The sequence below is a fragment of the Pantoea sp. AG1095 genome (genome assembly GCF_003208415.1).
GTDB lineage: Bacteria > Pseudomonadota > Gammaproteobacteria > Enterobacterales > Enterobacteriaceae > Pantoea > Pantoea leporis.
Map to the genome: position 1 here is coordinate 151,985 of NZ_QKMJ01000010.1, position 26,011 is coordinate 177,995.

The 26,011-nt window shown below is 54.0% G+C and carries 24 protein-coding genes; 16 read left to right on the forward strand and 8 right to left on the reverse strand.

The window, feature by feature from the left end; translation table 11 throughout:
* Window positions 1-191: 191 nt before the first annotated feature.
* A complete protein-coding gene (locus DEU53_RS18590; protein ID WP_110868018.1) occupies window positions 192-881 on the reverse strand; it encodes an EAL domain-containing protein in 690 nt (229 codons plus the stop codon).
* Between the two features lie 714 nt (window positions 882-1,595).
* A complete protein-coding gene (speA, locus tag DEU53_RS18600; protein ID WP_101761914.1) occupies window positions 1,596-3,575 on the reverse strand; it encodes a biosynthetic arginine decarboxylase in 1,980 nt (659 codons plus the stop codon).
* Window positions 3,576-4,357: 782 nt separating this feature from the next.
* Here speA and metK point away from each other — a divergent pair.
* The 8 genes from metK (at window position 4,358) to ruvX (ending at window position 11,658) form a co-directional block, all read left to right on the forward strand.
* Window positions 4,358-5,512 (forward strand): methionine adenosyltransferase, encoded by a 1,155-nt coding sequence (gene metK, locus DEU53_RS18610; RefSeq protein WP_061720231.1) that lies wholly within the window; start codon window positions 4,358-4,360, stop codon window positions 5,510-5,512.
* 471 nt (window positions 5,513-5,983) lie between these two features.
* A complete protein-coding gene (locus tag DEU53_RS18615) occupies window positions 5,984-7,378 on the forward strand; it encodes a sugar porter family MFS transporter (RefSeq protein WP_110868021.1) in 1,395 nt (464 codons plus the stop codon).
* 82 nt (window positions 7,379-7,460) lie between these two features.
* Window positions 7,461-7,973: a SprT family zinc-dependent metalloprotease gene (locus tag DEU53_RS18620; protein ID WP_137386420.1), complete on the forward strand. Its 513-nt coding sequence runs from the start codon at window positions 7,461-7,463 to the stop codon at window positions 7,971-7,973.
* Between the two features lie 88 nt (window positions 7,974-8,061).
* Window positions 8,062-8,769: a deoxyribonuclease I gene (gene endA, locus DEU53_RS18625; RefSeq protein WP_101761911.1), complete on the forward strand. Its 708-nt coding sequence runs from the start codon at window positions 8,062-8,064 to the stop codon at window positions 8,767-8,769.
* A gap of 73 nt (window positions 8,770-8,842) precedes the next feature.
* Entirely contained in the window at window positions 8,843-9,574 is a 732-nt protein-coding gene (rsmE, locus tag DEU53_RS18630; RefSeq protein ID WP_008107252.1) for a 16S rRNA (uracil(1498)-N(3))-methyltransferase, read from the forward strand.
* Window positions 9,575-9,651: 77 nt separating this feature from the next.
* The gene (gene gshB, locus DEU53_RS18635) at window positions 9,652-10,596 is read left to right on the forward strand and encodes a glutathione synthase (protein WP_110868023.1); all 945 of its coding nucleotides are present in this window, start codon (window positions 9,652-9,654) and stop codon (window positions 10,594-10,596) included.
* 82 nt (window positions 10,597-10,678) lie between these two features.
* Window positions 10,679-11,242 carry a YqgE/AlgH family protein gene (locus tag DEU53_RS18640; protein WP_101761908.1) on the forward strand — a complete coding sequence of 188 codons (564 nt, stop codon included), beginning with the start codon at window positions 10,679-10,681 and terminating at the stop codon, window positions 11,240-11,242.
* On the forward strand, window positions 11,242-11,658 hold the full coding sequence (ruvX, locus tag DEU53_RS18645) for a Holliday junction resolvase RuvX (protein WP_110868024.1): 417 nt from the start codon (window positions 11,242-11,244) through the stop codon (window positions 11,656-11,658). The genes DEU53_RS18640 and ruvX overlap by 1 nt, the downstream gene beginning before the upstream one ends.
* Before the next feature lie 143 nt (window positions 11,659-11,801).
* On the opposite strand, the gene DEU53_RS18650 is transcribed toward ruvX, so the two are convergent.
* Entirely contained in the window at window positions 11,802-12,794 is a 993-nt protein-coding gene (locus DEU53_RS18650) for a type IV pilus twitching motility protein PilT (protein WP_101761906.1), read from the reverse strand.
* Window positions 12,795-12,810: 16 nt separating this feature from the next.
* Between DEU53_RS18650 and DEU53_RS18655 the strand changes: the two genes are divergently transcribed.
* From DEU53_RS18655 to hemW, 4 genes are read left to right on the forward strand one after another with little or no spacing between them, the layout of a single operon-like run.
* Window positions 12,811-13,518: a YggS family pyridoxal phosphate-dependent enzyme gene (locus tag DEU53_RS18655; protein ID WP_101761905.1), complete on the forward strand. Its 708-nt coding sequence runs from the start codon at window positions 12,811-12,813 to the stop codon at window positions 13,516-13,518.
* A gap of 12 nt (window positions 13,519-13,530) precedes the next feature.
* Window positions 13,531-14,085 carry a YggT family protein gene (locus DEU53_RS18660; protein ID WP_008107240.1) on the forward strand — a complete coding sequence of 185 codons (555 nt, stop codon included), beginning with the start codon at window positions 13,531-13,533 and terminating at the stop codon, window positions 14,083-14,085.
* Window positions 14,086-14,105: 20 nt separating this feature from the next.
* Entirely contained in the window at window positions 14,106-14,699 is a 594-nt protein-coding gene (locus tag DEU53_RS18665; RefSeq protein WP_110868025.1) for an XTP/dITP diphosphatase, read from the forward strand.
* Window positions 14,692-15,843, forward strand: a complete 1,152-nt coding sequence (gene hemW / locus DEU53_RS18670) for a radical SAM family heme chaperone HemW (RefSeq protein ID WP_110868026.1) — start codon at window positions 14,692-14,694, stop codon at window positions 15,841-15,843. The genes DEU53_RS18665 and hemW overlap by 8 nt, the downstream gene beginning before the upstream one ends.
* Window positions 15,844-15,883: 40 nt before the next feature.
* Here the strand turns inward: hemW and DEU53_RS18675 are convergent, their stop codons facing one another.
* From DEU53_RS18675 to trmB, 4 genes are all read right to left on the reverse strand, one after another.
* On the reverse strand, window positions 15,884-17,647 hold the full coding sequence (locus tag DEU53_RS18675; RefSeq protein ID WP_110868027.1) for an Ig-like domain-containing protein: 1,764 nt from the start codon (window positions 17,645-17,647) through the stop codon (window positions 15,884-15,886).
* A gap of 176 nt (window positions 17,648-17,823) precedes the next feature.
* Window positions 17,824-18,540, reverse strand: coding sequence for a DUF2884 domain-containing protein (locus DEU53_RS18680; RefSeq protein WP_110868028.1), 717 nt, complete (start codon window positions 18,538-18,540; stop codon window positions 17,824-17,826).
* 156 nt (window positions 18,541-18,696) lie between these two features.
* Window positions 18,697-19,023 (reverse strand): YggL family protein, encoded by a 327-nt coding sequence (locus DEU53_RS18685; protein WP_008107231.1) that lies wholly within the window; start codon window positions 19,021-19,023, stop codon window positions 18,697-18,699.
* Complete coding sequence (gene trmB, locus DEU53_RS18690) at window positions 19,023-19,742, reverse strand: tRNA (guanosine(46)-N7)-methyltransferase TrmB (RefSeq protein WP_008107230.1); 720 nt, start codon at window positions 19,740-19,742, stop codon at window positions 19,023-19,025. Before trmB ends, DEU53_RS18685 begins: the two co-directional genes overlap by 1 nt.
* Before the next feature lie 154 nt (window positions 19,743-19,896).
* On the opposite strand from trmB, the gene mutY reads away from it, so the two are divergent.
* From mutY to mltC, 3 genes are read left to right on the forward strand one after another with little or no spacing between them, the layout of a single operon-like run.
* Window positions 19,897-20,982 (forward strand): A/G-specific adenine glycosylase, encoded by a 1,086-nt coding sequence (mutY, locus tag DEU53_RS18695; RefSeq protein ID WP_110868029.1) that lies wholly within the window; start codon window positions 19,897-19,899, stop codon window positions 20,980-20,982.
* Window positions 20,982-21,254: an oxidative damage protection protein gene (locus DEU53_RS18700; protein ID WP_007890330.1), complete on the forward strand. Its 273-nt coding sequence runs from the start codon at window positions 20,982-20,984 to the stop codon at window positions 21,252-21,254. The genes mutY and DEU53_RS18700 overlap by 1 nt, the downstream gene beginning before the upstream one ends.
* Window positions 21,255-21,308: 54 nt before the next feature.
* Complete coding sequence (gene mltC / locus DEU53_RS18705) at window positions 21,309-22,388, forward strand: membrane-bound lytic murein transglycosylase MltC (protein WP_101761898.1); 1,080 nt, start codon at window positions 21,309-21,311, stop codon at window positions 22,386-22,388.
* Window positions 22,389-22,528: 140 nt separating this feature from the next.
* On the opposite strand, the gene DEU53_RS18710 is transcribed toward mltC, so the two are convergent.
* Complete coding sequence (locus DEU53_RS18710; protein WP_110868030.1) at window positions 22,529-24,679, reverse strand: ornithine decarboxylase; 2,151 nt, start codon at window positions 24,677-24,679, stop codon at window positions 22,529-22,531.
* Between the two features lie 302 nt (window positions 24,680-24,981).
* Here DEU53_RS18710 and DEU53_RS18715 point away from each other — a divergent pair, with 302 nt between their 5' ends.
* Entirely contained in the window at window positions 24,982-25,965 is a 984-nt protein-coding gene (locus DEU53_RS18715; protein ID WP_110868031.1) for an MDR family oxidoreductase, read from the forward strand.
* Window positions 25,966-26,011: the final 46 nt, after the last annotated feature.

A 26,011-nucleotide genomic window follows, 5' to 3' on the forward strand; every position in this document is an offset into this window, starting at 1 on the left:
AGAATGAAATCGCGTTGAGTTTTGTTTAGCCGCCATCCTGATAACTGATTGGTTTTATTTCTTAAAATCACCACGGGAAAAATATATTTATTCTCAAGCGGCCGGGCACAAATGACGTGAAACGCATAAAGCCCAGGCTTTGACATTTTTTCAGTTCCCCGAGGGATGAAACCAACTCAATAATTTCAGGATTAAGCTAATAAATCATCGAGATAGACGCTCTGCCACAAATAGCCCTGCATGCCATAAATTGCTTTATGCGACAGCAGGTCGACCTGTTGTTGATTTTCAACACCCTCAACGATGACGCCGTTGCATAATTCGTTGAGATGGTCGAGCAGAATGTCAAAGGTGCGACCGTCGCCAAATTGCCAAAAAAATTCTTTGTCAATCTTGACGATTTCAAATATTCCGCTATCAAACATGGAAAGGTTGGAATAACCCGGACCAAAGTCATCGAGCCATAAAGGGGCTGGCGTCACTTTCGCGACACCTTTTAAAATCAACAGATCGGCGCTATTAAATCGCGCGGTGAAGAATGCTGATATTTCCAGACGCAACAGCGTCAGTTGAGCCAGTTTTTCTTGTATTTCAGCATGTTTAAAAATGCTGGCTACGATATCTCTATCAACATTGACACTGACAATCTGGTCGAACCCTTTCTGGTATAGCTGAATAAGTTTTTCGATCTGGTGGAGGAATAACTGCCATTTAACGTCAGCAGAAAGCTGACTGAAGAACCCAACATCCCTTTCAGGGTTACGCTTATTATTGATATTTGCGTCGTCTGCAAGACGCGTTAACAATTCCCTGGCAATCACCTGGCCGGATAAATCGTAAACCGGCTCCAACAAGAACACTGTCTTCGGTTGATTGCTCATTTCACATCCTTACTGCAACTGCCTGATAGCCTTAAACTGTCAGGATTTCTCATGTAAGAAGTAAGGTAAACATTGATAAAACTTAATGTCTTAACTGAAGGTTAACGTACTACTTACACTTTGAGAAATAGATTTCAGTAAACACTTTAGGTAACTTCAATCGTTTAAATCAATCAATAACGTAAGTAAATTTCTCTAAAATTCACAAAAGCTCAGAAAATTCTTAATCTAATTTAACTTATCTTTTACTTTAATAGATCTGTAAAAAACTTATCGAATTGAAAAATAATGATAAAAAAAGATTCTGCACGATTTGATAGCCCTCCTTAACTCAAATTGCAAAATGCTTTATCTGGCATCTATGCTTCCAAAAAGCGCCAATAACCACTAATTTCTATGGTGACTATTAAAACCTTAATGTTTAAATTTTTATTATGCATTGCAAAGAATACATAACAGAATAACTGCTTAATCCATGATGAATCAGTAAGTAAGGTAAGGATATTAAGACAATAATCAGCGTTGCCGACTCGCTTTATTAGAGAAAAGAAGGAGATAGCATTTTGGGAGGTAAATGTGGGATTTACGTGGCGGGTTACAAATAAGCCAAAGGTGATCGTCTTCACAAATCAAATTAAATTATTGTTGCCAGGCGCGGATATAGCAGGAAAAGCGAAAACCGAGCCCTTGCGAGCTCGGTTTAAGAGCAATTAATTACTCATCTTCTAAATAGGTATAACCGTACAAGCCACTCTCGAATTCAGACAAGAACTGCGCGCGCAGCTCTTCATCTATATCCGTTTGTTGCGTTACCTGATCGCGGAACAGCGTCATCAAATCGTTAGGATTCAGCTGCACGTACTCAAGCATATCCGCTACGGTATCGCCCTCATCCGACAGCTGAACTTCCACGCTGCCATCCGGGAACGCAAACACATCAACCGCTTCGGTATCACCGAACAGGTTATGCATGTTGCCGAGAATTTCCTGATACGCGCCCACCATAAAGAAGCCGAGCATCGGCGGATTGTCGATGTCGTATTCCGGCATCGGCATGGTGGTGGCAATGCCATCGCCATCGACGTAGTGATCGATGGTGCCATCGGAGTCACAGGTGATGTCGAGCAACACCGCGCGACGCTTCGGCATTTTATTCAGCCCTTCCAGCGGCAGCACCGGGAACAGCTGATCGATGCCCCACGCATCCGGCATTGACTGGAACAGCGAGAAGTTGACGTAAATCTTATCCGCCATGCGCTCCTGCAGCTCATCAATGATCGGGCGATGCGCGCGGTTGCTGGGATCGAGATGCTGCTGAATGTAGTGGCAGATGCTCAGATAAAGCTGCTCTGCCCAGGCGCGCTGGCCGAGATCGTAGGTGCCTGATGAATAACCGGTATGGATGTCGAACAGATCCATTTGGCTATCGTGCAGCCATTCGCGCAGCGAACGACGCACGTCGGGTTCGTGCATCTCCTGCCACGTATCCCACAGGCTCTGAATCGGACGCGGTGAATCGGCATCCGGTGCCACCGGCGTGCTGAACTCGTTACGCTCAACACCAATGATGTTGGACACCAGCACGGTGTGGTGCGCCGTCACCGCACGACCTGACTCGGTGATCACGGTTGGATGTTCCAGCCCGTTCTCTTCACAGGCATCGCCAATCGCCCAAATCACGTTGTTGGCGTATTCGTTCAGACCGTAGTTGACCGAGCAATCTGACTGCGAGCGGGTTCCTTCATAATCCACGCCCAAACCGCCGCCCACATCGAAGCATTTGATGTTAACGCCCAGCTTCGCCAGCTCCACGTAGAAACGCGCCGACTCACGCACGCCGGTCGCGATGTCGCGGATGTTGGACATCTGCGAACCGAGATGGAAGTGCAGCAGCTGCAGGCTATCGAGACGGCCCGCTTTGCGCATGATATCGACCAGCTGTAACACCTGCGATGCCGCCAGGCCAAACTTCGATTTTTCACCGCCGCTCGACTGCCACTTGCCTGAGCCCTGCGACGCCAGACGCGCACGGATACCAAGACGCGGAATCACATTCAGACGCTCGGCCTCTTCCAGCACCAGACGCACCTCGGTCATCTTCTCGATCACCAGATAGACTTTGTGGCCGAGCTTTTCACCGATCAGCGCCAGACGAATGTATTCGCGGTCTTTGTAGCCGTTGCAGACAATCACCGAACGGGTTTTGCCGGCGTGGGCCAGCACAGCCATCAGCTCGGCTTTCGAACCGGCTTCCAAGCCCAGCGGTTCGCCAGAGTTGACCAGCGACTCAATCACGCGCTTATGCTGATTCACCTTGATTGGGTAAACCAGGAAGTAATCACCTTTATAGCCGTAAGATTCACGCGCGCGTTTGAAGGCGGCATTAATCGAACGCAGACGATGCTGGAGAATCTGCGGGAAGCAGAACAGCGCCGGCAGACGTTGACCGTCGGCTTCGCGCTCTTTCACCAGCTTCGCTAAGTCAACGCGCACTTCCGGCTGATCCGGATCGGGACACACGCTGATGTGCCCCAGCTCGTTGACGTCGTAATAGTTGTTTCCCCACCAGGCAATGTTGTAGGTACGCAGCATTCTGCTCGCTTCCTGATCGTTCATCGCCACCTCCTGCATGGAGCGGAGTACACCTTGTTCGCCAGCTGACGAACCCTTGATATTCTTCATGTCGTCAGACATCGCGAACCTCAATTTTCCGTTGAAATATGAATTTGTTACCGAGTTTTGTCATGGTGGCGCCAGGTAAAAATTGCCTCATCCTGCTTGCTGCCTCTGTAAGGTTGCACTGTGCAATGCTGACTCTAAGTGTAAAACACCGCGCCAAAGTCGGGGCAAATAGCCTGAGACTTCCACGGTCAGTAGACAGCGAAATAGAGTAATAGATGCAGAGAAATGTTAACCGGCGCGCGTGTCGGGAGAATGAACACAACGTCGATAAGAGAAAAGAACGGTTTTGGAGTGTGAAAGGAGTGCCAGCGCGCCGGAACAGCGCAGTGAACCAAAGCGAAAGAAAGAGTGGTTCATTACTTTAATCACCTCCATCGCCTGCTTAAAGCACGCGAGAAACGGCTTGGGTGAAGGTCAGATTAAATGGCATCTGACGGCGCGACGCACGGCGGCGTCATCCTTTGCGGCTGTGGTCGACAGCAGCGGCGTTTTATACAGCCACACGGGGTAAATTGCAAAATCTTTGTCAGTAACTGCGCGCGGTGTCAGGAAATGATTCCACTTATGATGTTGCGGAAAATGCGGGATCGGAAAAAGCACTGGAAAAGTGCTCACTGAGTAACCTAGAATAGCCGTCCAGATGGTTTTCCATCTAAACTGATTAACATTCAGGCGGTGTGAGTTAATGCTCTCGCTGCCACTGCTTGCGGCTTTGCCTGAAGGGGCGTCGAGTCGGTCTGATCCCGCTTACGCTATGCAGTCGTATTCAAACCATTTTTAAGGTAAAGAACAGAATGGCTAAACACCTTTTTACATCTGAGTCCGTATCAGAAGGACATCCTGATAAAATCGCTGACCAAATTTCCGATGCCGTGCTGGATGCGATCCTCGAGCAGGATCCGAAAGCGCGCGTGGCCTGCGAAACTTACGTGAAGACCGGTATGGTGCTGGTTGGCGGTGAAATCACCACCAGCGCATGGGTGGATATCGAAGAGATCACCCGTAATACCGTACGTGAAATCGGCTATGTCCATTCCGATATGGGCTTTGATGCGAACTCTTGCGCAGTGCTGAGCGCGATTGGTAAGCAATCTCCAGACATCAATCAGGGCGTTGACCGTACCGATCCGCTGGAACAAGGCGCGGGCGATCAGGGCCTGATGTTCGGCTACGCCAGCAACGAAACCGATGTGCTGATGCCAGCGCCGGTCACCTACGCGCACCGTCTGGTGCAGCGTCAGGCTGAAGTGCGTAAAAGTGGTTCACTGCCGTGGCTGCGTCCGGATGCAAAAAGCCAGATCACCTTCCAGTACGATGACGGCAAAATTGTCGGTATCGATGCAGTTGTACTCTCGACCCAGCATGCTGAAGATGTGACCACCGCCGATCTGCGTGAAGCGGTGATGGAAGAGATCATCAAGCCGGTTCTGCCGACTGAGTGGATCACCGCCAGCACCAAATACCACATCAACCCAACTGGCCGTTTTGTCATCGGTGGTCCAATGGGCGACTGCGGTCTGACCGGTCGTAAAATTATCGTTGATACCTACGGCGGTATGGCGCGTCACGGTGGCGGCGCGTTCTCAGGTAAGGATCCGTCAAAAGTCGACCGTTCTGCCGCTTACGCCGCACGTTATGTGGCGAAGAACATCGTCGCGGCTGGCCTGGCTGACCGTTGTGAAATCCAGGTTTCTTACGCCATCGGCGTGGCTGAGCCAACCTCGATCATGGTTGAAACTTTCGGTACCGAGAAAGTCTCCACCGAGCAGCTGACGCTGCTGGTGCGCGAGTTCTTCGACCTGCGTCCATACGGCCTGATTCAGATGATGGATCTGCTGAAACCGATCTACAAAGAGACCGCAGCATACGGTCACTTTGGTCGTGAGCACTTCCCGTGGGAGCAGACTGACAAAGCCGCGCAGCTACGCGAAGCGGCGGGTTTGAAGTAATAGACTACTCTGCGGGCTGATGCCCTCGCCCCGGCCCTCTCCCACGTGAGAGGGCGACGCTGTACGATTTGACATCGAAGCTCGCTTTTGGCGGGCTTTTTTTATGCCTTTGCATCGTCAGGCACATTTTTCTCCGCCGTCTACACTTCTTTCACCTCGCTTACAACTTAGTGATAACGATTACATTTTGAAATCCTTTATCAATCGGCAATTTAGAGATTTTTCAGCGTAGTTATTACTCTGAAAATGCGTTATTTTCAGCGTCGTCTGATAGCCGGTATTTAGTGCGATGTCAGAAACTTAAAGGGTGCTATACCTTACTGGTTACGTAACTATTTCGGGCGGAAAATGCTGGATTGCAGGGTTTCAGCGTGTGTAACCGATTACACTGGTGTGATCTTACTCACTTTTTTCCGCCGACAGGTTTCATAACATTGATAACAACAACGATGGATAAACTTTGGAGGCTTCATGCCTGGTAATAATCACAAGAGCAGAACTTCAAATAAGGTCATGACCTTGTTTGTCTGCTTCTTAGCGGCGCTGGCCGGCTTGCTGTTTGGTCTGGATATCGGTGTTATCGCCGGTGCTCTGCCTTTCATCGCGAAAGATTTTAACGTCACTGCCCACCAGCAAGAGTGGATCGTCAGCTCAATGATGTTTGGTGCTGCAGTCGGTGCGGTGGGCAGCGGCTGGATGTCATCGCGTCTGGGTCGTAAAAAGAGCCTGATGGCCGGTGCGATTCTTTTCGTTATTGGTTCACTGTGGTCTGCGGGTGCAACCAGCCCGGAAATGCTGATCGCCGCACGCGTGGTGCTTGGCCTGGCCGTGGGTGTTGCTTCTTACACCGCGCCGCTGTATCTCTCGGAAATCGCACCGGAGAAGATTCGCGGCAGTATGATTTCGCTGTATCAGCTGATGATCACCATCGGTATTCTGGCGGCGTATCTCTCCGATACCGCATTCAGCGATGCTGGCGCATGGCGCTGGATGCTGGGCATCATCACCATTCCTGCGGTACTGCTGCTGGTTGGCGTCTTCTTCCTGCCCAACAGCCCACGCTGGCTGGCGGCTAAAGGTGACTTCCGCAGTGCTGAGCGCGTGTTATCGCGCCTGCGTGATACCAGCGAACAAGCCAAACGTGAACTGGATGAAATCCGTGAAAGCCTGAAAATTAAACAGTCGGGCTGGCAGCTGTTCCAGAGCAACAGCAACTTCCGCCGCGCAGTGTTCCTTGGCGTGCTGTTGCAGGTGATGCAGCAGTTCACCGGCATGAACGTCATCATGTACTACGCACCGAAGATCTTCGAAATCGCTGGCTTTGCCAACACCACGCAGCAAATGTGGGGCACGGTGATTGTTGGTCTGGTGAACGTATTGGCGACCTTTATTGCTATCGGTCTGGTGGATCGCTGGGGCCGTAAACCTACGCTGCTGCTGGGCTTCCTGGTGATGGCGCTGGGTATGGGCATTCTCGGCACCATGCTGCACATCGGCATCCATTCTCAAGAAGCGCAATACTTCGCGGTGGCGATGCTGCTGATGTTCATCATTGGTTTTGCGATGTCTGCTGGCCCGCTGATTTGGGTACTGTGTTCCGAGATTCAGCCGCTGAAAGGCCGCGACTTCGGTATCACGGTGTCCACCGCGACCAACTGGATTGCCAACATGATTGTCGGTGCTACCTTCCTGACCATGCTGAATACGCTGGGCAACGCGCCAACCTTCTGGGTTTACGCCGGTCTGAACGTGTTCTTCATTCTGCTGACGCTGGCGCTGATTCCAGAGACCAAAAACGTTTCGCTGGAGCACATCGAGCGCAACCTGATGTCCGGCAAAAAACTGCGCGATATCGGTCAGAAGTAATCCCGATGAGCGAATGCAAGGGCTGCCAATTGGCAGCCCTTTTTATTTGAGATCGTTCCGGCAACCTTTTATGCTGCCCTCCATGAAAACACCGCGCCTTCCCATCGCCTTACAACAAGCCGTTATGCGCTCGCTGCGCCACTATTTACAGCTGGCCAACGAGAAGCTGGAACGTCGCTTTGATGAGCCCTCGCTGGTTTATCAGCAGCGCGGCACCGCTGCAGGTACCGCATGGCTGGAGAAGTGGGAAATCCGCATCAATCCGGTGCTGCTGCTGGAGAATCAGCAGGCATTCGTTGATGAAGTGGTGCCGCACGAACTGGCGCATCTGCTGGTGTGGAAAACCTTTGGCCGCGTGCCGCCGCACGGCAAAGAGTGGAAATGGATGATGGAGAGCGTGCTTGGCGTGCCTGCGCGCCGCACCCACCAGTTTGAAATCGCCTCGGTGCGCAGCAACACCTTCCCCTATCGCTGCCGCTGTCAGCAGCATCAGCTCACCGTACGGCGCCATAATCGCGTGCTGCGCGGAGAAAGCGAATATCGCTGTGTGCACTGCAAATCCCTGCTGCAACCCGGTGAGTTTTTATCGAATTAGTTCAGCAACCTAGCCTAATCTCATATCCCGTGCGTCATCATTCTGTTACCCTGCCGCCCTTTTTCAGGACCAGGTTAATTTTTGGAATATGTCTCGCAAAACGTTGCTGTTACTTACCTTGTTAGTTGCCCCACTTAGCGCTTACAGCCTCAGTTTCACTCACTATCATCAAAACAATTTTAGTCAGGCCAAAGCGTATGCGGCGCAGATCAATGCTGATGCGCCAGCCGACTTTTACTGCGGCTGCAAAATCAGCTGGCACGGCAAAAAGGGCGTACCGGATCTAAGCAGTTGCGGCTACAGCGTGCGTAAGAACGCTAATCGCGCCGAACGCATTGAGTGGGAACATGTGATGCCCGCGTGGGAGTTCGGCCATCAGCGTCAGTGCTGGCAAAACGGCGGCCGCAAAAGCTGCAGCAAAGATGCCGATTACCGCCGCATTGAGAGCGATCTGCATAACCTGCAGCCGGCGATTGGTGAAGTGAACGGCGACCGCAATAATTTCCAGTACAGCCAATGGAACGGCGGCGAACAGCAGTACGGTCAATGCAGCATGAAGGTCGATTTTAAGCAGAAACTGGCGCAGCCGCCGGAGCGTGCGCGTGGCGCCATTGCCCGCACTTACTTCTATATGCGCGACCAATATCACCTGCGCCTGTCGCGTCAGCAAACCCAGCTGTTTACCGTGTGGGATAAGCAATATCCGGTGACGAGCTGGGAGTGTGAGCGCGACAATCGCATCGCCAAAGTGCAGGGAAATCACAATTCCTACGTACAGCAGGCTTGCCAGCGCTAAAAGCGCTACCCTACACTAGCTTTTTTCGATTGCGCCGTGTCCGCTGACACGGCATAACGCTGGCAGGAACCGCATGCGTATACCTCGCATTTATCATCCCGAATCTCTCGAAGTTAACAGTGAAGTCTTCCTCGATGAAGATGCCGCTAACCATGTTGGACGCGTGCTGCGCATGACGGCCGGTCAGCAAATTGAGCTGTTTGATGGCAGTAATCTGACTTTTAGCGCCGAAATCACCCAGGCTGATAAAAAGCGTGTAAAAGTAAGGGTCCTTGCCAGCCAGGCTGATGACCGTGAATCCCCGCTGCATTTACATCTTGGTCAGGTGATGTCGCGCGGTGAAAAAATGGAATTCACTATCCAGAAATCGATCGAACTTGGCGTGAATGTGATTACGCCCTTGTTTTCTGAACGCTGCGGCGTAAAGCTGGACGCCGAGCGGCTGGCAAAAAAAATTCAGCAATGGCAGAAAATCGCGATTGCCGCCTGTGAACAGTGCGGCCGTAATCGTGTGCCGGAAATTCGCGAGCCGATGACATTGCAAGCCTGGTGCGCGGAAGCCGAAGACGGTTTGAAGCTCAATTTGCATCCGCGCGCCAGCCACAGCATCAACACGCTGCCGCAGCCGGTAGAGCGCCTGCGCTTGCTGATTGGGCCGGAAGGTGGCTTAACCGCCGATGAAATTGCCATGACCGCGCAGCAGGGTTTTACCGATATTCTGCTTGGACCCCGCGTGTTGCGCACCGAAACCACCGCACTCACCGCTATTACGGCACTTCAGGTGAGGTTTGGTGACCTCGGTTAAGCGATACTTTCGGGTTCGAACGTAACTTCACAGCACAACGCTTTCGGGGTAAATGCTTCCCCATTTAGGAGAGAATAATGATTAAGCTTGGCATCGTTATGGACCCGATTTCGTCCATCAATATTAAAAAAGACACCAGCTTCGCCATGTTGCTGGAAGCACAGCGCCGTGGTTACGAAATTCATTACATGGAGATGGGCGATCTCTCCCTGCGCGGTGGCGTGACTTACGCGCGCACGCGTCTGCTGAGCGTTGAGCAGAACTACGACAACTGGTACACGTTTGGCAGCGAGCAGAATATCCCGCTGGCCGATCTTAACGTGGTGCTGATGCGTAAAGATCCGCCGTTCGACACCGAATTTATCTATGCCACATACCTGCTGGAACGCGCAGAAGAGCAAGGTACGCTGATCGTGAACAAACCGCAGAGCCTGCGCGACTGCAACGAGAAGCTGTATACCGCATGGTTCGCCGACCTGACGCCAGATACGCTGGTCACGCGTAATAAAGAGCAGCTGCGCGCCTTCTGGCAGGAGCATGGCGACGTGATCCTTAAGCCGCTGGACGGCATGGGCGGCGCCTCGATCTTCCGCGTGAAACAGGACGATGCCAACTTCGGCGTGATCACCGAAACCCTGACTAATCACGGCCAGTACTTCTGCATGGCGCAGAACTATCTGCCGGCGATCAAAGACGGCGACAAACGCGTGTTGGTGGTGGATGGCGAACCTGTACCTTACTGCCTGGCGCGCATTCCGCAAGGCGGCGAAACGCGCGGTAATCTGGCAGCCGGTGGCCGTGGTGAAGCACGTCCGTTGAGCGACAGCGACTGGGAAATTGCGCGTCGCGTTGGCCCAACGCTGAAAGCCAAAGGGCTGATTTTTGTCGGCCTGGATATTATCGGTGATAAACTGACTGAAGTTAACGTGACCAGCCCAACCTGCGTACGTGAAATCGAGGCCGCGTTCCCGATATCGATCACTGGCATGCTGATGGATGCCATTGAGAAACGCCTGGGCTGATGCCGTCGGAGTCTCCCCTCCGTGAACACCCAAAACCGGCGCTGCCGCGGCTGCGCCGGTTATTTTTGGTATACGAGTGATAATGAATTTACAGCATCATTTTCTAATTGCGATGCCGTCGCTGCAGGACCCACTGTTCAAACGCTCGGTAGTCTATATCTGCGAGCACAATGAAGATGGCGCCATGGGTTTGATCGTTAATAAGCCAATGGACAACCTGACGGTCGAAGGCATCCTTAAAAAGCTTAAAATTAGCCCATCCGAACGCGATCCTGCCATCAAACTGGACAAGCCAGTGTTTGCCGGTGGTCCGCTGGCGGAAGATCGTGGTTTCATACTGCACTCGGCGCAGCGCATTTACTCCTCGAGCATTCGTATTTCAGACACCACGGTGATCACCACATCACGTGATGTGCTGGAAGCGATCGGCACCACATCACAGCCCGATAACGTGCTGGTGGCGCTGGGTTATTGCGCCTGGGAGAAAGGTCAGCTGGAAGAGGAGTTGCTGGAGAATGCCTGGCTCACCTCGCCCGCTAACACCAATATTCTGTTCCAGACGCCCATCGCTGAACGCTGGCGTGAAGCGGCACGCGGATTGGGCGTCGATATTCACAACATTGCCACCGATGCAGGGCACGCCTGATGGCCAGTGAAACTTTACTGGGCTTCGATTTCGGCACCAAAAGCATCGGCGTTGCTGTCGGTCAGCAATTAACGGGCGCCGCGCGCGCGTTGACGGCGCTAAAAGCGCAGGATGGCACGCCGGACTGGAAGCTGATCGAAAAGCTGCTGAAAGAGTGGCAGCCCGATTATGTGGTAGTGGGCTTGCCGCTGAATATGGATGGCACCGAACAGGAACTTACTGCGCGCGCACGTAAGTTCGCCAATCGCCTGCATGGTCGTTTTGGCGTACGCGTCGAGCTGCAGGACGAGCGCCTGAGCACCGTTGAAGCGCGTGCCGATCTGTTTGAACGCGGCGGCTTTCGCGCGTTGCAGAAAGGCCAGGTTGATTCCCAATCCGCGGTGATCATCCTCGAAGATTGGTTTGATACGCATTAAAGCCATCCAGATCTGGCACATGGCGTAGCGGCGCATTTATTGCGCATTGCCAGGGATGAGCAGGGCAGCGGTATAAACATGCGCGATGAATCGCGCCGCTACAATGGTTGGTTTTCCGGCTCTGAGCGCCTATCTGGATCTCTTCAAATCATCCCCGCCGCCTGACGCCCCTGCTCGCTCTGCGCAAAGGTTTGCATGCCCGCCTGCGCGCCGGTTTGCAACACGCCAGGCAACTGATGCATCTTGCCTTCGCGGATCAGGTTCGCCACCGCCGGCGTCGCCACCAACACTTCAAACAAGCCAATCCGCCCGCCCGCTTTTGCCGGCACTAAACGTTGCGCCAGCACCGCTTTCAGGCTGCCCGCTAATTGAGTGCGCACCAGGTTTTTCTCTTCAGCGGGAAAGACATCCACCAGCCGATCAACCGCCTGGGTTGCGCCGCGCGTATGGAGCGTAGCCAGCACCAGATGTCCGGTTTCTGCTGCAGTGAGCGCCAGGCGGATGGTTTCGCTGTCGCGCAGTTCGCCGAGCAGAATCACATCAGGATCTTCACGCAGCGCGGCTTTCAGCCCGTGTTGAAACGAGGCGCAGTGCGCACCCACTTCGCGCTGTTGAATCAGCGAGCGCTGGCTGCGATGCACAAACTCAATCGGATCTTCCAGCGTCAGAATGTGCCGCGCCTGCTGACGATTCAGACAATCTACCATCGCCGCCAGCGTGGTGGATTTGCCGCTGCCGGTGGCGCCGGTAATTAAAATCAGTCCCTCTTCCAGCTGTAACAGCTGGCTCACCACCTCGGGCAGATGCAGGCTGCTGAGATCGGGCGCCTGGCTGGCAATCAGCCGTAGCGCCAGCGATAAGCCGTGACGCTGCATAAACAGGTTGGCGCGCAGCCGTATGCCGCTGGCAAGCGTAATCGCGAAGTCAACGTGGCCGTTCTCCTCCAGCTCGGCCTGCTGCGACGCCGTGAGCCACTGCTGCATAAAGGCTTCCAGCCAGCCGCCATCCAGCGCGCTCTGCTGCGGAATCGGCTCCAGCACGCCTTGTCGCCGCCAGTGCGGCAAATGTCCGCTGCAAAGGTGCAGATCGGCGGCGTTATGCTTTACACTAAGGGCCACTATTTCATCCAACTCCATTTAGCTTCTCCTGACTATGACTTCCATTGAGCACAACTTACAGCAAGTGCGTGAGCGTATCGCCGCCGCCGCCGCACGTTGCGGCCGCGCGCCAGAAGAAATTACGCTGCTTGCAGTGAGCAAAACCAAACCTGCGAGCGCGGTCGCAGAAGCCATTGCCGCTGGACAACACGCATTCGGTGAGAATTACGTGCAGGAAGGGGTTGAAAAAGTGGCTGAGCTGGCCGCACATCCTGATTTGCAATGGCACTTTATCGGCCCGCTGCAATCCAATAAAAGCCGTCTGGTGGCGGAAAACTTCGCCTGGTGCCACACCGTGGACCGCCAGCGCATCGCGCAGCGTCTGAACGATCAGCGCCCGGCGTCGTTGCCACCGCTCAACGTGTTAATTCAGGTAAATATCAGTGACGAGAACAGCAAATCTGGCATCATGCTGGAGGCGTTGCCGGAGCTGGCGCAGCAGATCGCCGCACTGCCGAATTTGCGCTTGCGTGGGCTGATGGCGATTCCGGCGCCAGAGTCAGAATACGCACGGCAACTGGCGGTGTGTCAGCAGATGGCCGCCGCGTTTCAAACCTTAAAACAGGACTATCCTGACGTCGATACGCTTTCTCTGGGAATGAGCGACGATATGGACGCGGCAATCGCCGCGGGCAGCACCATGGTGCGTATTGGCACCGCCGTTTTTGGCGCGCGGGATTATGCGCGACCTTCACAACAATAATTGAGGAACCTCATGTTAACACTGACGTTTTTAGTCAAAACGCTGATCGATTTGTACGTGATGGTGCTGCTGCTGCGCATCTGGATGCAGTGGTCGCGCTGTGACTTCTACAACCCGCTGGCGCAGTTTGTCGTGAAGATCACCCAACCGATTATCAAGCCGCTGCGCCGCGTCATTCCGGCCATTGGCCCGATTGATACCGCATCGCTGCTGCTGGCCTTTGTGCTGACCACGCTGAAATATCCGATCCTGCTGCTGATTCAGGTCGGCGTGTTCTCCGTTGATCCCACCAACCTGCTGGTTGGCCTGCTGTCGCTGGTGAAGTCCGCCGGTTATCTGGTGTTCTGGGTGATCATCATTCGTTCGCTGATGAGCTGGATCAGCCAGGGTCGCGGCCCGGTGGATCAGGTTCTGATGCAGCTGACTGAACCGCTGATGTCACCGATTCGCCGTATTCTGCCGGCGATGGGCGGTATCGATTTCTCTGCCATGATTGTGATTCTGGTGCTGTACGCGCTGAATTTCCTCGGCATGGACCTGTTCCCAGGTCTCTGGTATTTGCTGTAATTCGTCTATCTGGAACTGTTATGCAAAAAGTTGTACTCGCGACCGGAAATCCCGGCAAAGTCCGCGAACTGGCCGATCTGTTAGCGGCCTTCGGACTTGATATCGTGGCGCAAACCGAACTCGGCGTTGAGTCGGCGGAAGAAACCGGCCTGACCTTCATCGAAAACGCCATCCTGAAGGCGCGTCATGCGGCTGAGATTACCGGTTTACCGGCGATTGCCGACGATTCCGGTCTGGCGGTCAATGCGCTGGGCGGCGCGCCGGGGATCTACTCCGCGCGCTATGCGGGTGTTGATGCCAGCGACCAGCAAAATCTGGATAAGCTGCTGGTGGCATTGGAAAACGTGCCGGATGGCAAACGTCAGGCTCAGTTCCACTGCGTGCTGGTTTACCTGCGTCACGCTGCCGATCCCACGCCGCTGGTGTTCCACGGTAGCTGGGCTGGGGAAATCACCCGCGCGGCAGCGGGCGCAGGCGGTTTTGGTTACGATCCCATCTTTTATGTCCCTGAATTGGGTAAAACGGCGGCAGAGCTGAGTAAAGACGAAAAGCGCGCCGTCTCTCACCGTGGTAAAGCATTGACGCTGCTGCTGGAAGCGATGCGCAATGCCTGAGTTTTCACCTACGTTGCCGCCATTAAGCCTGTACATCCATATTCCGTGGTGTGTGCAGAAGTGTCCGTACTGTGATTTCAACTCTCACGCGTTAAAAGGCGAGGTGCCGCACATTGAGTATGTGCAGCACCTGCTCAACGATCTCGAACAGGATTTACCGCTGACTGGCGGCCGTGAAGTGCGCACTATTTTCATCGGCGGCGGCACGCCAAGCCTGTTGAGCAGCAATGCGATGCAGATGCTGATGGACGGCGTGCGTGCGCGTTTGCCGCTGGCGGCCGATGCGGAAATCACCATGGAAGCCAATCCAGGCACCGTTGAAGCAGATCGCTTTAGCGCCTACCAGAAAGCCGGTATTAACCGTATTTCGATTGGCGTGCAGAGTTTCAGTCCACAGAAGCTTGAGCGTTTAGGCCGCATTCACGGGCCGGAAGAAGCCGTGCGCGCCGCCCAGCTGGCTGAAGGATTAGGCCTGCGCAGTTTTAACCTCGACCTGATGCACGGCTTGCCGGATCAGTCGCTGGGGGAAGCGCTGGATGATCTGCGCCAGGCGATTGCGCTCAATCCGCCGCATCTGTCGTGGTATCAGCTGACGATTGAGCCGAACACCTTATTCGGTTCGCGCCCGCCAAAACTGCCGGATGACGATGCGCTGTGGGATATTTTTGAGCAAGGTCATCAACTGCTGAGCGCCGCAGGTTATCAGCAATATGAAACCTCGGCGTATGCCAAACCGGGTTATCGCTGCGAGCACAATCTCAACTATTGGCGCTTCGGGGATTACCTCGGGATTGGCTGTGGTGCCCACGGTAAGCTGACGCAAGCCGATGGTCGCATCGTGCGCACGGTGAAAACCCGTCATCCGCGCGGCTTTATGAAAGGCAACTATCTCGATAAGCAGCACGACGTGGCCGAGAACGACAAGCCGTTCGAGTTCTTTATGAACCGTTTTCGTCTGCTGGAAGCCGCACCGCGCGCCGATTTCCGCCGCTATACCGGCATGGATGAGCAGGTGATTCGCCCGCAAATCGATGCGGCGATAAGTGCAGGATACGTGGAGGAAACCACGGAGAGCTGGCAGATCACTGAGAAAGGCAAACTGTTCCTGAACTCGCTGCTGGAACTGTTCCTGACGGAAGAGTAATGAAAAATGCCCGGCTTATACCGGGCATCTTTTTTGCGTATTAGCCGTAAGTAATTTCAATTTCCTGATTCACTAACAGTGTGTAATGCGCCTGGCTATTGGTTAACAGTGTCCAGTTTTCCCCGCCGATCTGGACTTTATTCTGCGAAGTTAACCAGCCGTCGCTGAATTGCGTGCGATCAAGCGTGATGCGGTCGCCCATGTCGCCATTAATCATCAATTGCTGGCTATCGTCGTTAATAAATAGCCCCTCACCGCCTTCATTCAGTAACGAGTGCAGATCGAGATTAAGCAGATTATTACCTTTGCCACTTATATCTATTTTCTGCAAACCTTCCACACGTGCACTTAGCGCAGCAAAATCAATTATCTGGTTTTCACCCGAAAAAATAATATTTGCCGCTTTCACCAGATAATGAGACGGATAAGTATTTAACCAGCTCGCGACATCATAAATGTGGCGTTCTCCTGGGATGGGCAAATAGCTCGTCCCATTCCCATCATCTCTTGATTCACTTTCATAATTGGCTTGATATTGGGGTGAAGGGATGAATCTCACCGGATAATTTGCAGAGTAGGAACTTTCATTCCCAGCTTCATCTATCGCCTTCACACCAAAATTATTCAGCCCTGCACGCATATCATGCTGCGGAGTCATTCTCCAGTCACCCTGACTATTTGCATAAGCCGATCCCACCGCCGTACCATCCTGATACAGAATCACCAGGCTGTTAACTTCGGCCTTACCGATAAAATCCAGACGTGCATCGTCGGTATTTTGCCCTGGGAATACCGATTCAATGGGTCCCCTATCATCGAGCACCTGCATAATGAGGGGCTGAATTGTTGTGGTATCAATCAGCAACGTGACGGTGCTGCTCCATTTACTGACGTTGCCAGCATGATCAATGTTACGCACGCGAAAATTCCATTCGCCATCGGAGAGATTTTGCGGTGGAGTCCACAGCCAGGTGCCATCACTGTCTACCGCAACGGTCGCGGTTGTTACCCAACTGCCGTTTTTGCTGGCGTATTGAACGCGTACATATTCATTAGGGTCGCCAGTGCCGTACAGCTCAGGGCGGCGATCGTCAGTGGCCCGGATGAGATCAAACTGTCCGCGATACAAACCAACATCATCCTCAAAGTAATTGATGGTGGCGCTATCCGGTTTCTCGGTATCAAGCTGAAATGGCCACTTTAGCGACGGCTGGCTGCGATTATTTGCCCGGTCTTCTGCCACGGCACTCAACTCATATGCACCGTCGTTAGGCAGGTTCACTTCCACCTCCCATTTGCCATGCTGATTAGCGGTTACCGAAGCCAGGGGCGTTTTGCTGTTTTTGTTGTAGATATATACTAGGCTATTTGCTTCTGCCTCGCCACGCACGACAGGATTTGCGTCGTTGGTGTAACCATGTCGCTTAATGCTATTGCCGTTATGTATTCCACCCGCTGTATAGTCTTCGATTGCAGTAATTTGCGGCTTGTATGGCGCGATTGTATCGATGTTGTAATTGACCAAAACGATATCACTTTGGTTATTAGCGCGATCAACGGCAACAAAGGTCAGCACATGTTCACCGTCAGGCAACGGTTGAGAAGGCGCCCAGGAAAAACGGCCGCCACTCACTGGCACACTTATTGGGTTTTTACCATTGACCATGATGATGACTGCAACGGTATCTGGCGAATGCGCACTGCCTTCCCATCGCTTCTGCGCATCGTTATACCAGTCGGATTGAATATGCACGGTGTGAGGTGAAGGGGTATTACTGGAAGCAGAGGCGTTAAAAAATAACATAAAAACTCCTTAAAAATAAATGATTTCAATGAGTTGCTAACTCACTTTCATCTTTATTATTTTGGTGTTTTTACGGTTATCAGATTCGTCCCGAATCTAAGGTTCTTAAATGCAGTGCATATTAAAAGCAAAAAGCCAGCCGGGACTGGGCTGGCTTTGTTAGCTGAAGCAAATCATTAGCTTTTAACGTTCTGCATCAGTCCTTTGCGCTGCTCTTCCAGCACGGTTACGCGGTTGCATACTTCGTGGCCGAAGTTCTGGAAATCCTGCTCCTGCTTATTCCACTCCGCCTGCACCGACTGTTGTAAACCGCCAAGGTTGCCCATAATGGCCTGCAGTGGATTGCTGCCACTCGCCGCCTGGCTGCTGCCCATTTCGTTGAGACTATCCTGCATGATGCCGCCTAGCGTGCTCTGCACCAGCTTCTCGCCTTCCGCACGCACCTGATCGATAGCCTGATGATGGAACGTCAGTCCGTCTGGACGATGCTCAATAATGCGGTTCATTTGCTGCTTGAGCTGGCCATCCAGTTTAGTAAGACGGTTACGCACATTGCTGTTCGCGCCGAGCTTGTCGACAATCACTTTATCCAGCGCCACGCGGCTGCGTTCCAGACGCGAGGTTGCGCCGCTATCGATCCACGGCAAATCGCGACGCAGCGCGGTCTGGTAGTCGATGGCTTTCTGGCGCGCGGCGTTATCAACGTTGACCTTCTGGCCATTAAACTGCACGTCACCCTGCGGAGTGATTTCGAGGTTGCCGTTGGTTCCCACCACCTGCACGCTCTGCGGTTTAATGATCACATCATCCTGTGGCTTGACGCTGCACTCGTATGCAGCCTGAGCCTGAGTTGCCGCCAGCAGCAGCGCGGCGATAAGTGCCTTACGAACCATGAAATCTCCCTTTTTACGCGCTGAAAGGTCGGGCGTTGAGCGTCGCAGCCATTTTTGTGGCGGCCAGCGCGCAGCATCCGGAGCGTACATAAGTACGTGAGGAATGCGAGCACTGCCCGGTGCAAAAAGGGCAAGTAAGCTAGCCCGATACGATCTTTAGTCCCACCAAACGTCGAAGAGTTCAGTCACCTGCACATCCGTCAGGTTATGAGCTTCCAGCCACTTACGCACCAGTTCGCGGTGCTCGTCGGTGCATTTGCCGGTTTCCTGCAAGCACACCAGACCTTCCCACACCAGATAACCGCTGCCGTCATACGCCAGACCGTTCGGCGCGATCACTTCATTAATGAACTGATCAACAGTGGCGTCGATTTGCTCCTCGGTGGTGCCTTCGGCGAAACGCCAGGCGACGGAGAAGCCTAATTCCTGAAACTCATCAATATGCAGTTTTTTACGCAAACGACGGCTACGCTGTACGGCCATTATTTCACCCTCTCAAACATCAGATCCCATACGCCATGGCCCAGTCGCTGCCCGCGCTGCTCAAACTTGGTTAACGGACGCGTTTCCGGACGCGGCACGTAATTGTTACTTTCCGACTGATTTTTATATCCGTCGATGCTGCTCATCACTTCCAACATATGTTCGGCGTAGGCTTCCCAATCGGTCGCCATATGGAACACGCCGCCCAGCTTCAATTTGCGCATCACCAGCTCAGCAAACGGCACCTGTACGATGCGACGTTTGTTATGGCGCGCTTTGTGCCACGGATCCGGGAAGAACAGCTGCACCATGCGCAGCGAGTTATCCGGAATCATCTTCTGCAGCACTTCTACCGCGTCGTGACACATTACGCGCAGGTTCTCCACGCCCGCTTCCTTCGCCGACGCCAGGCAAGCACCCACGCCCGGCGCATGCACTTCCAGGCCAAGGAAATTCTGATGTGGATTGTTCTGCGCCATGGTCACCAGCGAGGCGCCCATGCCGAAACCGATCTCCAGCACTACCGGCGCGTCACGGCCAAACAGCGTCACCAGATCCAGCGGCTCCTGCTGGAACTCCACGCCCATCTCCGGCCATAAATTATCGAGCGCGAGCTGCTGTCCTTTCGTTAAGCGCCCCTGACGGCGCACAAAACTGCGGATACGGCGTAATGGCCGCCCGTTCTCATCAAATTCTGGGGTGATGACGTCATTAATCATGTTGAAGCCTGCTGGTTAGCCTGTTCTGGGAAACGGGCATTATGCAAAGTTAGGAAGCAGAAGCAAGCCTTTGCAATGTTCCGGTTTACACCCTGAGGTCTCTGTGCTGGAATTCCTGCCTGATTGTAGAGTAAACACGGAAAATTTCCTTCTTATGATGCAAGCGCCGACGTTCGCGCAACAAGTGCTGGATTGGTATCAGCGCTTTGGTCGCAAAACCCTGCCGTGGCAGCAGGAGAAAACGCCGTACAAGGTATGGCTCTCTGAAGTGATGCTGCAGCAAACCCAGGTTGCTACCGTCATTCCTTATTTTGAACGCTTTATGGCGCGCTTCCCGACGGTGGCCGATCTGGCAGCGGCACCGCTGGATGAAGTGCTGCATCTGTGGACCGGTCTCGGCTATTACGCGCGCGCGCGCAATCTGCACAAAGCCGCGAAACAGGTGGTGGAGAAGCACGGCGGCGAGTTCCCGCGAAACTTCGACGATGTCGCGGCGCTGCCGGGCATTGGCCGTTCTACCGCGGGCGCGGTGTTATCGCTGTCGCTCGGTCTGCACTTCCCAATTCTGGATGGCAACGTAAAACGCGTGCTGGCGCGCTGCTACGCGGTGGGCGGCTGGCCGGGTAAAAAGGAGGTTGAAAAACGGCTGTGGCAGATCAGCGAAGATGTGACGCCAGCGGCAGGCGTCAGCCAGTTCAATCAGGCGATGATGGACCTTGGCGCATTAGTATGTACTCGCTCACGCCCTAAATGCGAAATCTGCCCGCTTAATAGCAGATGCGTTGCTTATGCCAACAACAGCTGGGCGGAGTATCCCGGTAAGAAACCCAAACAGACCTTGCCAGAACGTAGCGGCTGGATGCTGATGATGCAGGATGGCGATGACGTGTGGTTAGAGCAGCGCCCGCCGGTTGGCCTGTGGGGCGGACTGTTCTGCTTCCCGCAGTTTACAAGTGAGCAAGCGCTAACTGACTGGCTAACTGAGCGCGGCATTCATGTTAAACCGCAGCAGCTCACCGCATTCCGCCACACCTTCAGCCATTTCCACTTAGACATTGTGCCTATGTGGCTCGCAAAGCCTTCCGCTGGGTCGCTGATGGATGAAGCGGGCGGTCTCTGGTATAACTTAGCGCAACCACCGTCAGTGGGTTTGGCGGCGCCGGTTGAGCGCTTGCTGCATGAATTGCGCCATCCCCAGCAGCTTACGCGTCGAGCAGACGTGACCGAAGAGGAAGAGTAATGAGCCGCACCATTTTTTGTACTTATCTGCAACGCGATGCTGAAGGTCAGGACTTTCAGCTCTATCCTGGCGAATTGGGTAAGCGCATCTTTAATGAGATCTCAAAAGAGGCCTGGCAGCAGTGGATGTCCAAGCAAACCATGCTGATCAATGAGAAGAAATTGAGCATGATGAACCCGGAAGATCGCAAAGTGCTGGAGAAGGAGATGATCAATTTCCTGTTCGAAGGCAAAGATGTGCACATTGAAGGTTACACCCCGCCAGAAAAATAACCGTTCAGGGCTTCCCTTTGAGGCCCTCTTTTTCGATTCAGGCACGCATTAACAATGAATAAAAAACTGATAGCGCTCTTGGTGATTGCACCACTTTTGGTCTCCTGCTCCGGACAAAAAAAATCGCAGTTTCATGAAGAGTGGGTCAAGGACACCAACGGTTTCGATATTTTGATGGGCCAGTTTGCCCACAATATTGAAAACATTTGGGGAATCAATGAAGTTCTGATCGCCGGACCGAAAGATTACGTCAAATATAGCGACGGTTATTACACCCGCAGTCACATCAACTTTGACAGCGGTAGCATCACCATTGAGACCATTTCCGGCACCGATCCGATGGCCAGCCTGCGTCAGGCGATCATCACCACGCTGTTGATTGGCGAAGATCCGGGCAATGTAGATCTCTACTCCGATGCCAACGATATTCAAATCAGTAAAGAGCCGCTGCTGTACGGCCAGGTGCTGGATAATACCGGCCAGCCGATCCGCTGGCAGGGCCGCGCCGGCAGCTTTGCTGATTATCTGATTCAAAACAAACTGCAGAAACGCACCTCCGGATTGCACGTCATCTGGTCGGTTACCATTCCGATGGTGCCAAACCACCTCGACAAACGTGCGCACAAATATCTGCCAATGGTGCGTAAAGCCGCTGAACAATATGGCGTGGATGCGTCACTGATTCTGGCGATTATGCAGATTGAATCGAGCTTCAACCCATATGCGGTGAGCCACGCTGATGCGCTGGGGTTAATGCAGGTGGTGCAGCATACCGCCGGTGTTGATGTGTTCCGTATGAAGGGCAAAGGTGGCAAACCGAGCCGCAGCTATCTGCTTGATCCTGAGAATAATATTGATGCGGGCACCGCGTATTTGTCGCTGCTGCAGAGAAGTTATTTAGGTGGGATTCAGGATCCGACATCACGGCGTTATGCGGTGATCACCGCGTACAACGGCGGTGCGGGCAGCGTGCTACGCGTGTTCTCCAGCGATAAGGATCGCGCGTTCTCGTCAATAAATAGTATGTCGCCGACGGAAGTTTACCAGACGCTGACCACCAACCATCCATCGGCAGAATCACGGCGTTATCTGTATAAAGTGAGCCAGGCGCAGCGCAGTTATCGACGGTATTAAGCTGGTGCGGTTTGTCCCTCATCCCAACCTTCTCCCGCTCGCGGGAGAAGGGGCCGATCCAGCACGTACGTAACAATGAGCGCCCTCTAAACATTCCCTCTCCCGCGTGCGGGAGAGGGTTAGGGTGAGGACAAGTGCAATCAGCTCACCATCATATTCGCCACCAGATGCTTACGCCCGTGCTCATCTTCTTCGGTGTAAACCCCTTGCAGCTCTGGCGAGAAGCCCGGCAGCAGATTGATGCCCTCTTCCAGCGCGAGGAAATAGCGCTGTACCGCGCCGCCCCACACTTCGCCTGGCACCACGCACAACACGCCCGGCGGATATGGCAACGCGCCTTCAGCCGCTATGCGCCCTTCAGCATCGGCAATCTTCACCAACTCCACTTCGCCACGAATATAGGCCTGATGTGCATCCTGCGGATTCACTTGCACCGGTGGGAAACAGGCTGAGCGGAACATGGCTTTTTGCAGATCCTTAACGTCAAAACTGACGTAGAGATCGTGCATCTCCTGACACAAGCGGCGCAGCGTGTAGCCTTTGTAACGCTCAATATTCTTGCGATACACGCTCGGCAGCACTTCCGCTAGCAGCGCATCCTCGCGCACGTGCTGCTCAAACTGCACCAGCATCGCCACCAGATGCGCCATCTTCTCCGGCGTTTCTGCTGGCGTCAGCAGGAACAGAATCGAATTGAGGTCGCATTTCTCCGGCACGATGCCGTTCTCGCGCAGATAGTTGGCCAGAATGGTCGCTGGAATGCCGAAGCTGGTGTACTCACCGCTGGCGGCATCAATCCCCGTGGTGGTGAGCAGCAGCTTGCAGGGATCCACCAGATACTGCTCCTGTGCATAGCCTTCAAAACCGTGCCACTTTGCGCCCGGTTCAAGGCTGAAGTATGCCGGATCGATGGCGATGGCTTCCGTTTCCGCCGCTTGCCACAGCTTGCCGTGCACTTTCTCCGGCAGGAACGGCTGAATCATTTCGCAACGTTCAAGAATCGCTTTACGCGCATCAATGCCGATGGTGACGCACTCGTGCCACATGCTGCGTCCGGCCTCGCCTTTATGCATGCGGGCGTTGATATCCAGCGCGGCAAACAGCGGATAGAACGGGCTGGTTGAGGCGTGCAGCATAAACGCATTGTTGAGGCGTTTGTGCGGACAGAAACGCTGCTGCCCACGGATGTGATTGTCTTTCTTATGGATTTGCGACGTCTGTGAGAAACCGGCCAGCTGCTTGTGTACCGACTGCGTAACAAAAATGCCCGGATCGTTCTCGTTCAACTCCAGCGTCAGCGGTGAACAGCCGGCCATCAGCGGAATAAACTGCTCGTAACCCACCCACGCTGAATCAAACAGGATGTAATCGCACAGATGTCCGATGCGATCGACCACCTGACGCGCGTTGTACACCGTGCCATCGTAAGTGCCGAGCTGAATAATCGCCAGGCGGAATGGACGTTGATCGTTGGCACGATCGGGCGCCACTTTGGCAATTTGATCACGCAGATAAGCATCGTCAAAACAGTGCGCATCAATGCCGCCGATAAAGCCAAACGGATTACGCGCCGCTTCCAGATACACCGGCGTGGCGCCCGCCTGAATCAGTGCGCCATGATGGTTGGATTTGTGGTTATTGCGGTCAAACAGCACCAGATCGCCGCGCGTCAGCAGCGCGTTGGTGACCACTTTATTGGCGCTGGAGGTGCCGTTAAGCACGAAGTAGGTTTTGTCGGCGTTAAACACTTTCGCCGCGAACTTCTGCGCATCTTTGGCTGAGCCTTCGTGGATCAGCAGATCGCCGAGCTTGACGTCGGCGTTGCACATATCCGAACGGAAGACGTTCTCGCCGTAGAACTCATAAAACTGACGTCCCGCCGGATGTTTGCGGAAGAAGGCACCACCCTGATGTCCCGGGCAGGCAAACGTGCTGTTCTGCATATCGACGTAGCGCGTGAGCGTGTCGAAAAATGGCGGCAGCAACTCGGCTTCATACGCCTGCGCGGCGTCCTCCAGCGCGTCCCACTCTTCTGGCGCGCCGTTGATTTCGCCAGTGACGCCCGGCAGCTTCAGCACTTCTTCATCGAACGCATTGGCGACAAACACCGGCAGATTAAAGCCGACCTTGCGCAATAGCGTCAGCACGCCACTGCGCGTGTCCGACAAGGTGATCACGACCGCAGCGACATCGGTAAAGTCGGTATTGTCCAGCGTCACCACGTCGCGCGCAGTGTTAAGACTAAGGGTTGGCGCTACAGCAACGCTGGCAGCAATTTTCAATGGGTTCATAACACAAATCCCTGAGAGAGGATGAGTGGGTGCCGATGGCACAGCAATGAGGAGGTTTCCTCGGCGAAGTCAATCTGGGAGTTGAACACTAACTGGGGCGCAATCATGTCATCTTTTTTTTGCCGGAACAACCGCTGCGCGGCCCCTCACCCCAGCCCTCTCCCGCAAGCGGTCGAGGGCGCCGTCCGAGCCGGTATAAAGGTATGCTGGATCAGTTCCCTCTCCCACCTGTGGGAGAGGGTTAGGGTGAGGGCAAAAAAGGAGTACTATACCCCCACTTTCCTCAACCAGCCGGAGGCTGCATGTTCAAGGCATTGGTCATTGAAAATGATGAACAGGGATATCGCACATCCCTGAAAGATCTGTCAGAAAAACAACTGCCCGATCAGGATGTCACCCTCGAAGTAAGCTACTCCACGCTCAACTACAAAGACGCGCTCGCCATCTGCAACAAAGGCCCGATTGTGCGGCAATTCCCGATGGTGCCGGGCATCGACTTTGTTGGTCGGGTGATCAGCAGTCGCCATGCTGAATGGCAGCAGGACGATGTGGCGCTGCTCACCGGCTGGGGCGTAGGCGAAAAGCATTGGGGCGGACTGGCGCAGAAAGCCAGCGTCTCGGGCGACTGGCTGGTAAAAGTGCCGGCCGCACTCAGCCCGCTACAAACCATGGCAATTGGCACCGCGGGCTTCACCGCCATGTTGTGCGTGCTGGCGCTGGAAAAACAGGGCATCACGCCGCAGCACGGCCCGGTTTTAGTCACCGGCGCGAGTGGCGGCGTTGGCAGCTTCAGCGTCAGCTTGCTGGCACGTCTCGGCTATGAGGTGATTGCTTCCAGCGGTCGCGCCAGCGACAGCGATTACCTGATCAACACGCTGGGCGCGACGTCGATTATCGATCGCGCAGAGCTGAGCGAGCCGGGCAAACCGCTGGCGAAAGAGCGCTGGGCGGCGGCGATTGATAGCGTCGGCAGCCACACGCTGGCCAATGTGTTAGCGGGCATCAAGCGCGATGGCGTGGTAGCCGCGTGCGGCATGGCGCAAGGTTTGGATCTGCCGACCAGCGTCGCGCCGTTCATTTTGCGCGGCGTGGTGCTTGCGGGCGTGGATAGCGTGATGTGTGCAAAACCGCTGCGGCAGCAGGCGTGGCAGCGCCTGGCGGAACTGGTGGATGGCGACCTGCTACAGCAGTTAACCAAGGTGATTCCGCTGAGCGAAGCGCGCGAAGGTGCCGAGCAGCTGCTGGCCGGTAAAGTACGCGGCAGACTGATCGTCGATTGCAGATAATCGCACATTACGTAGCGGCGCAATTTATGGCGCGTCTTTTCACAGA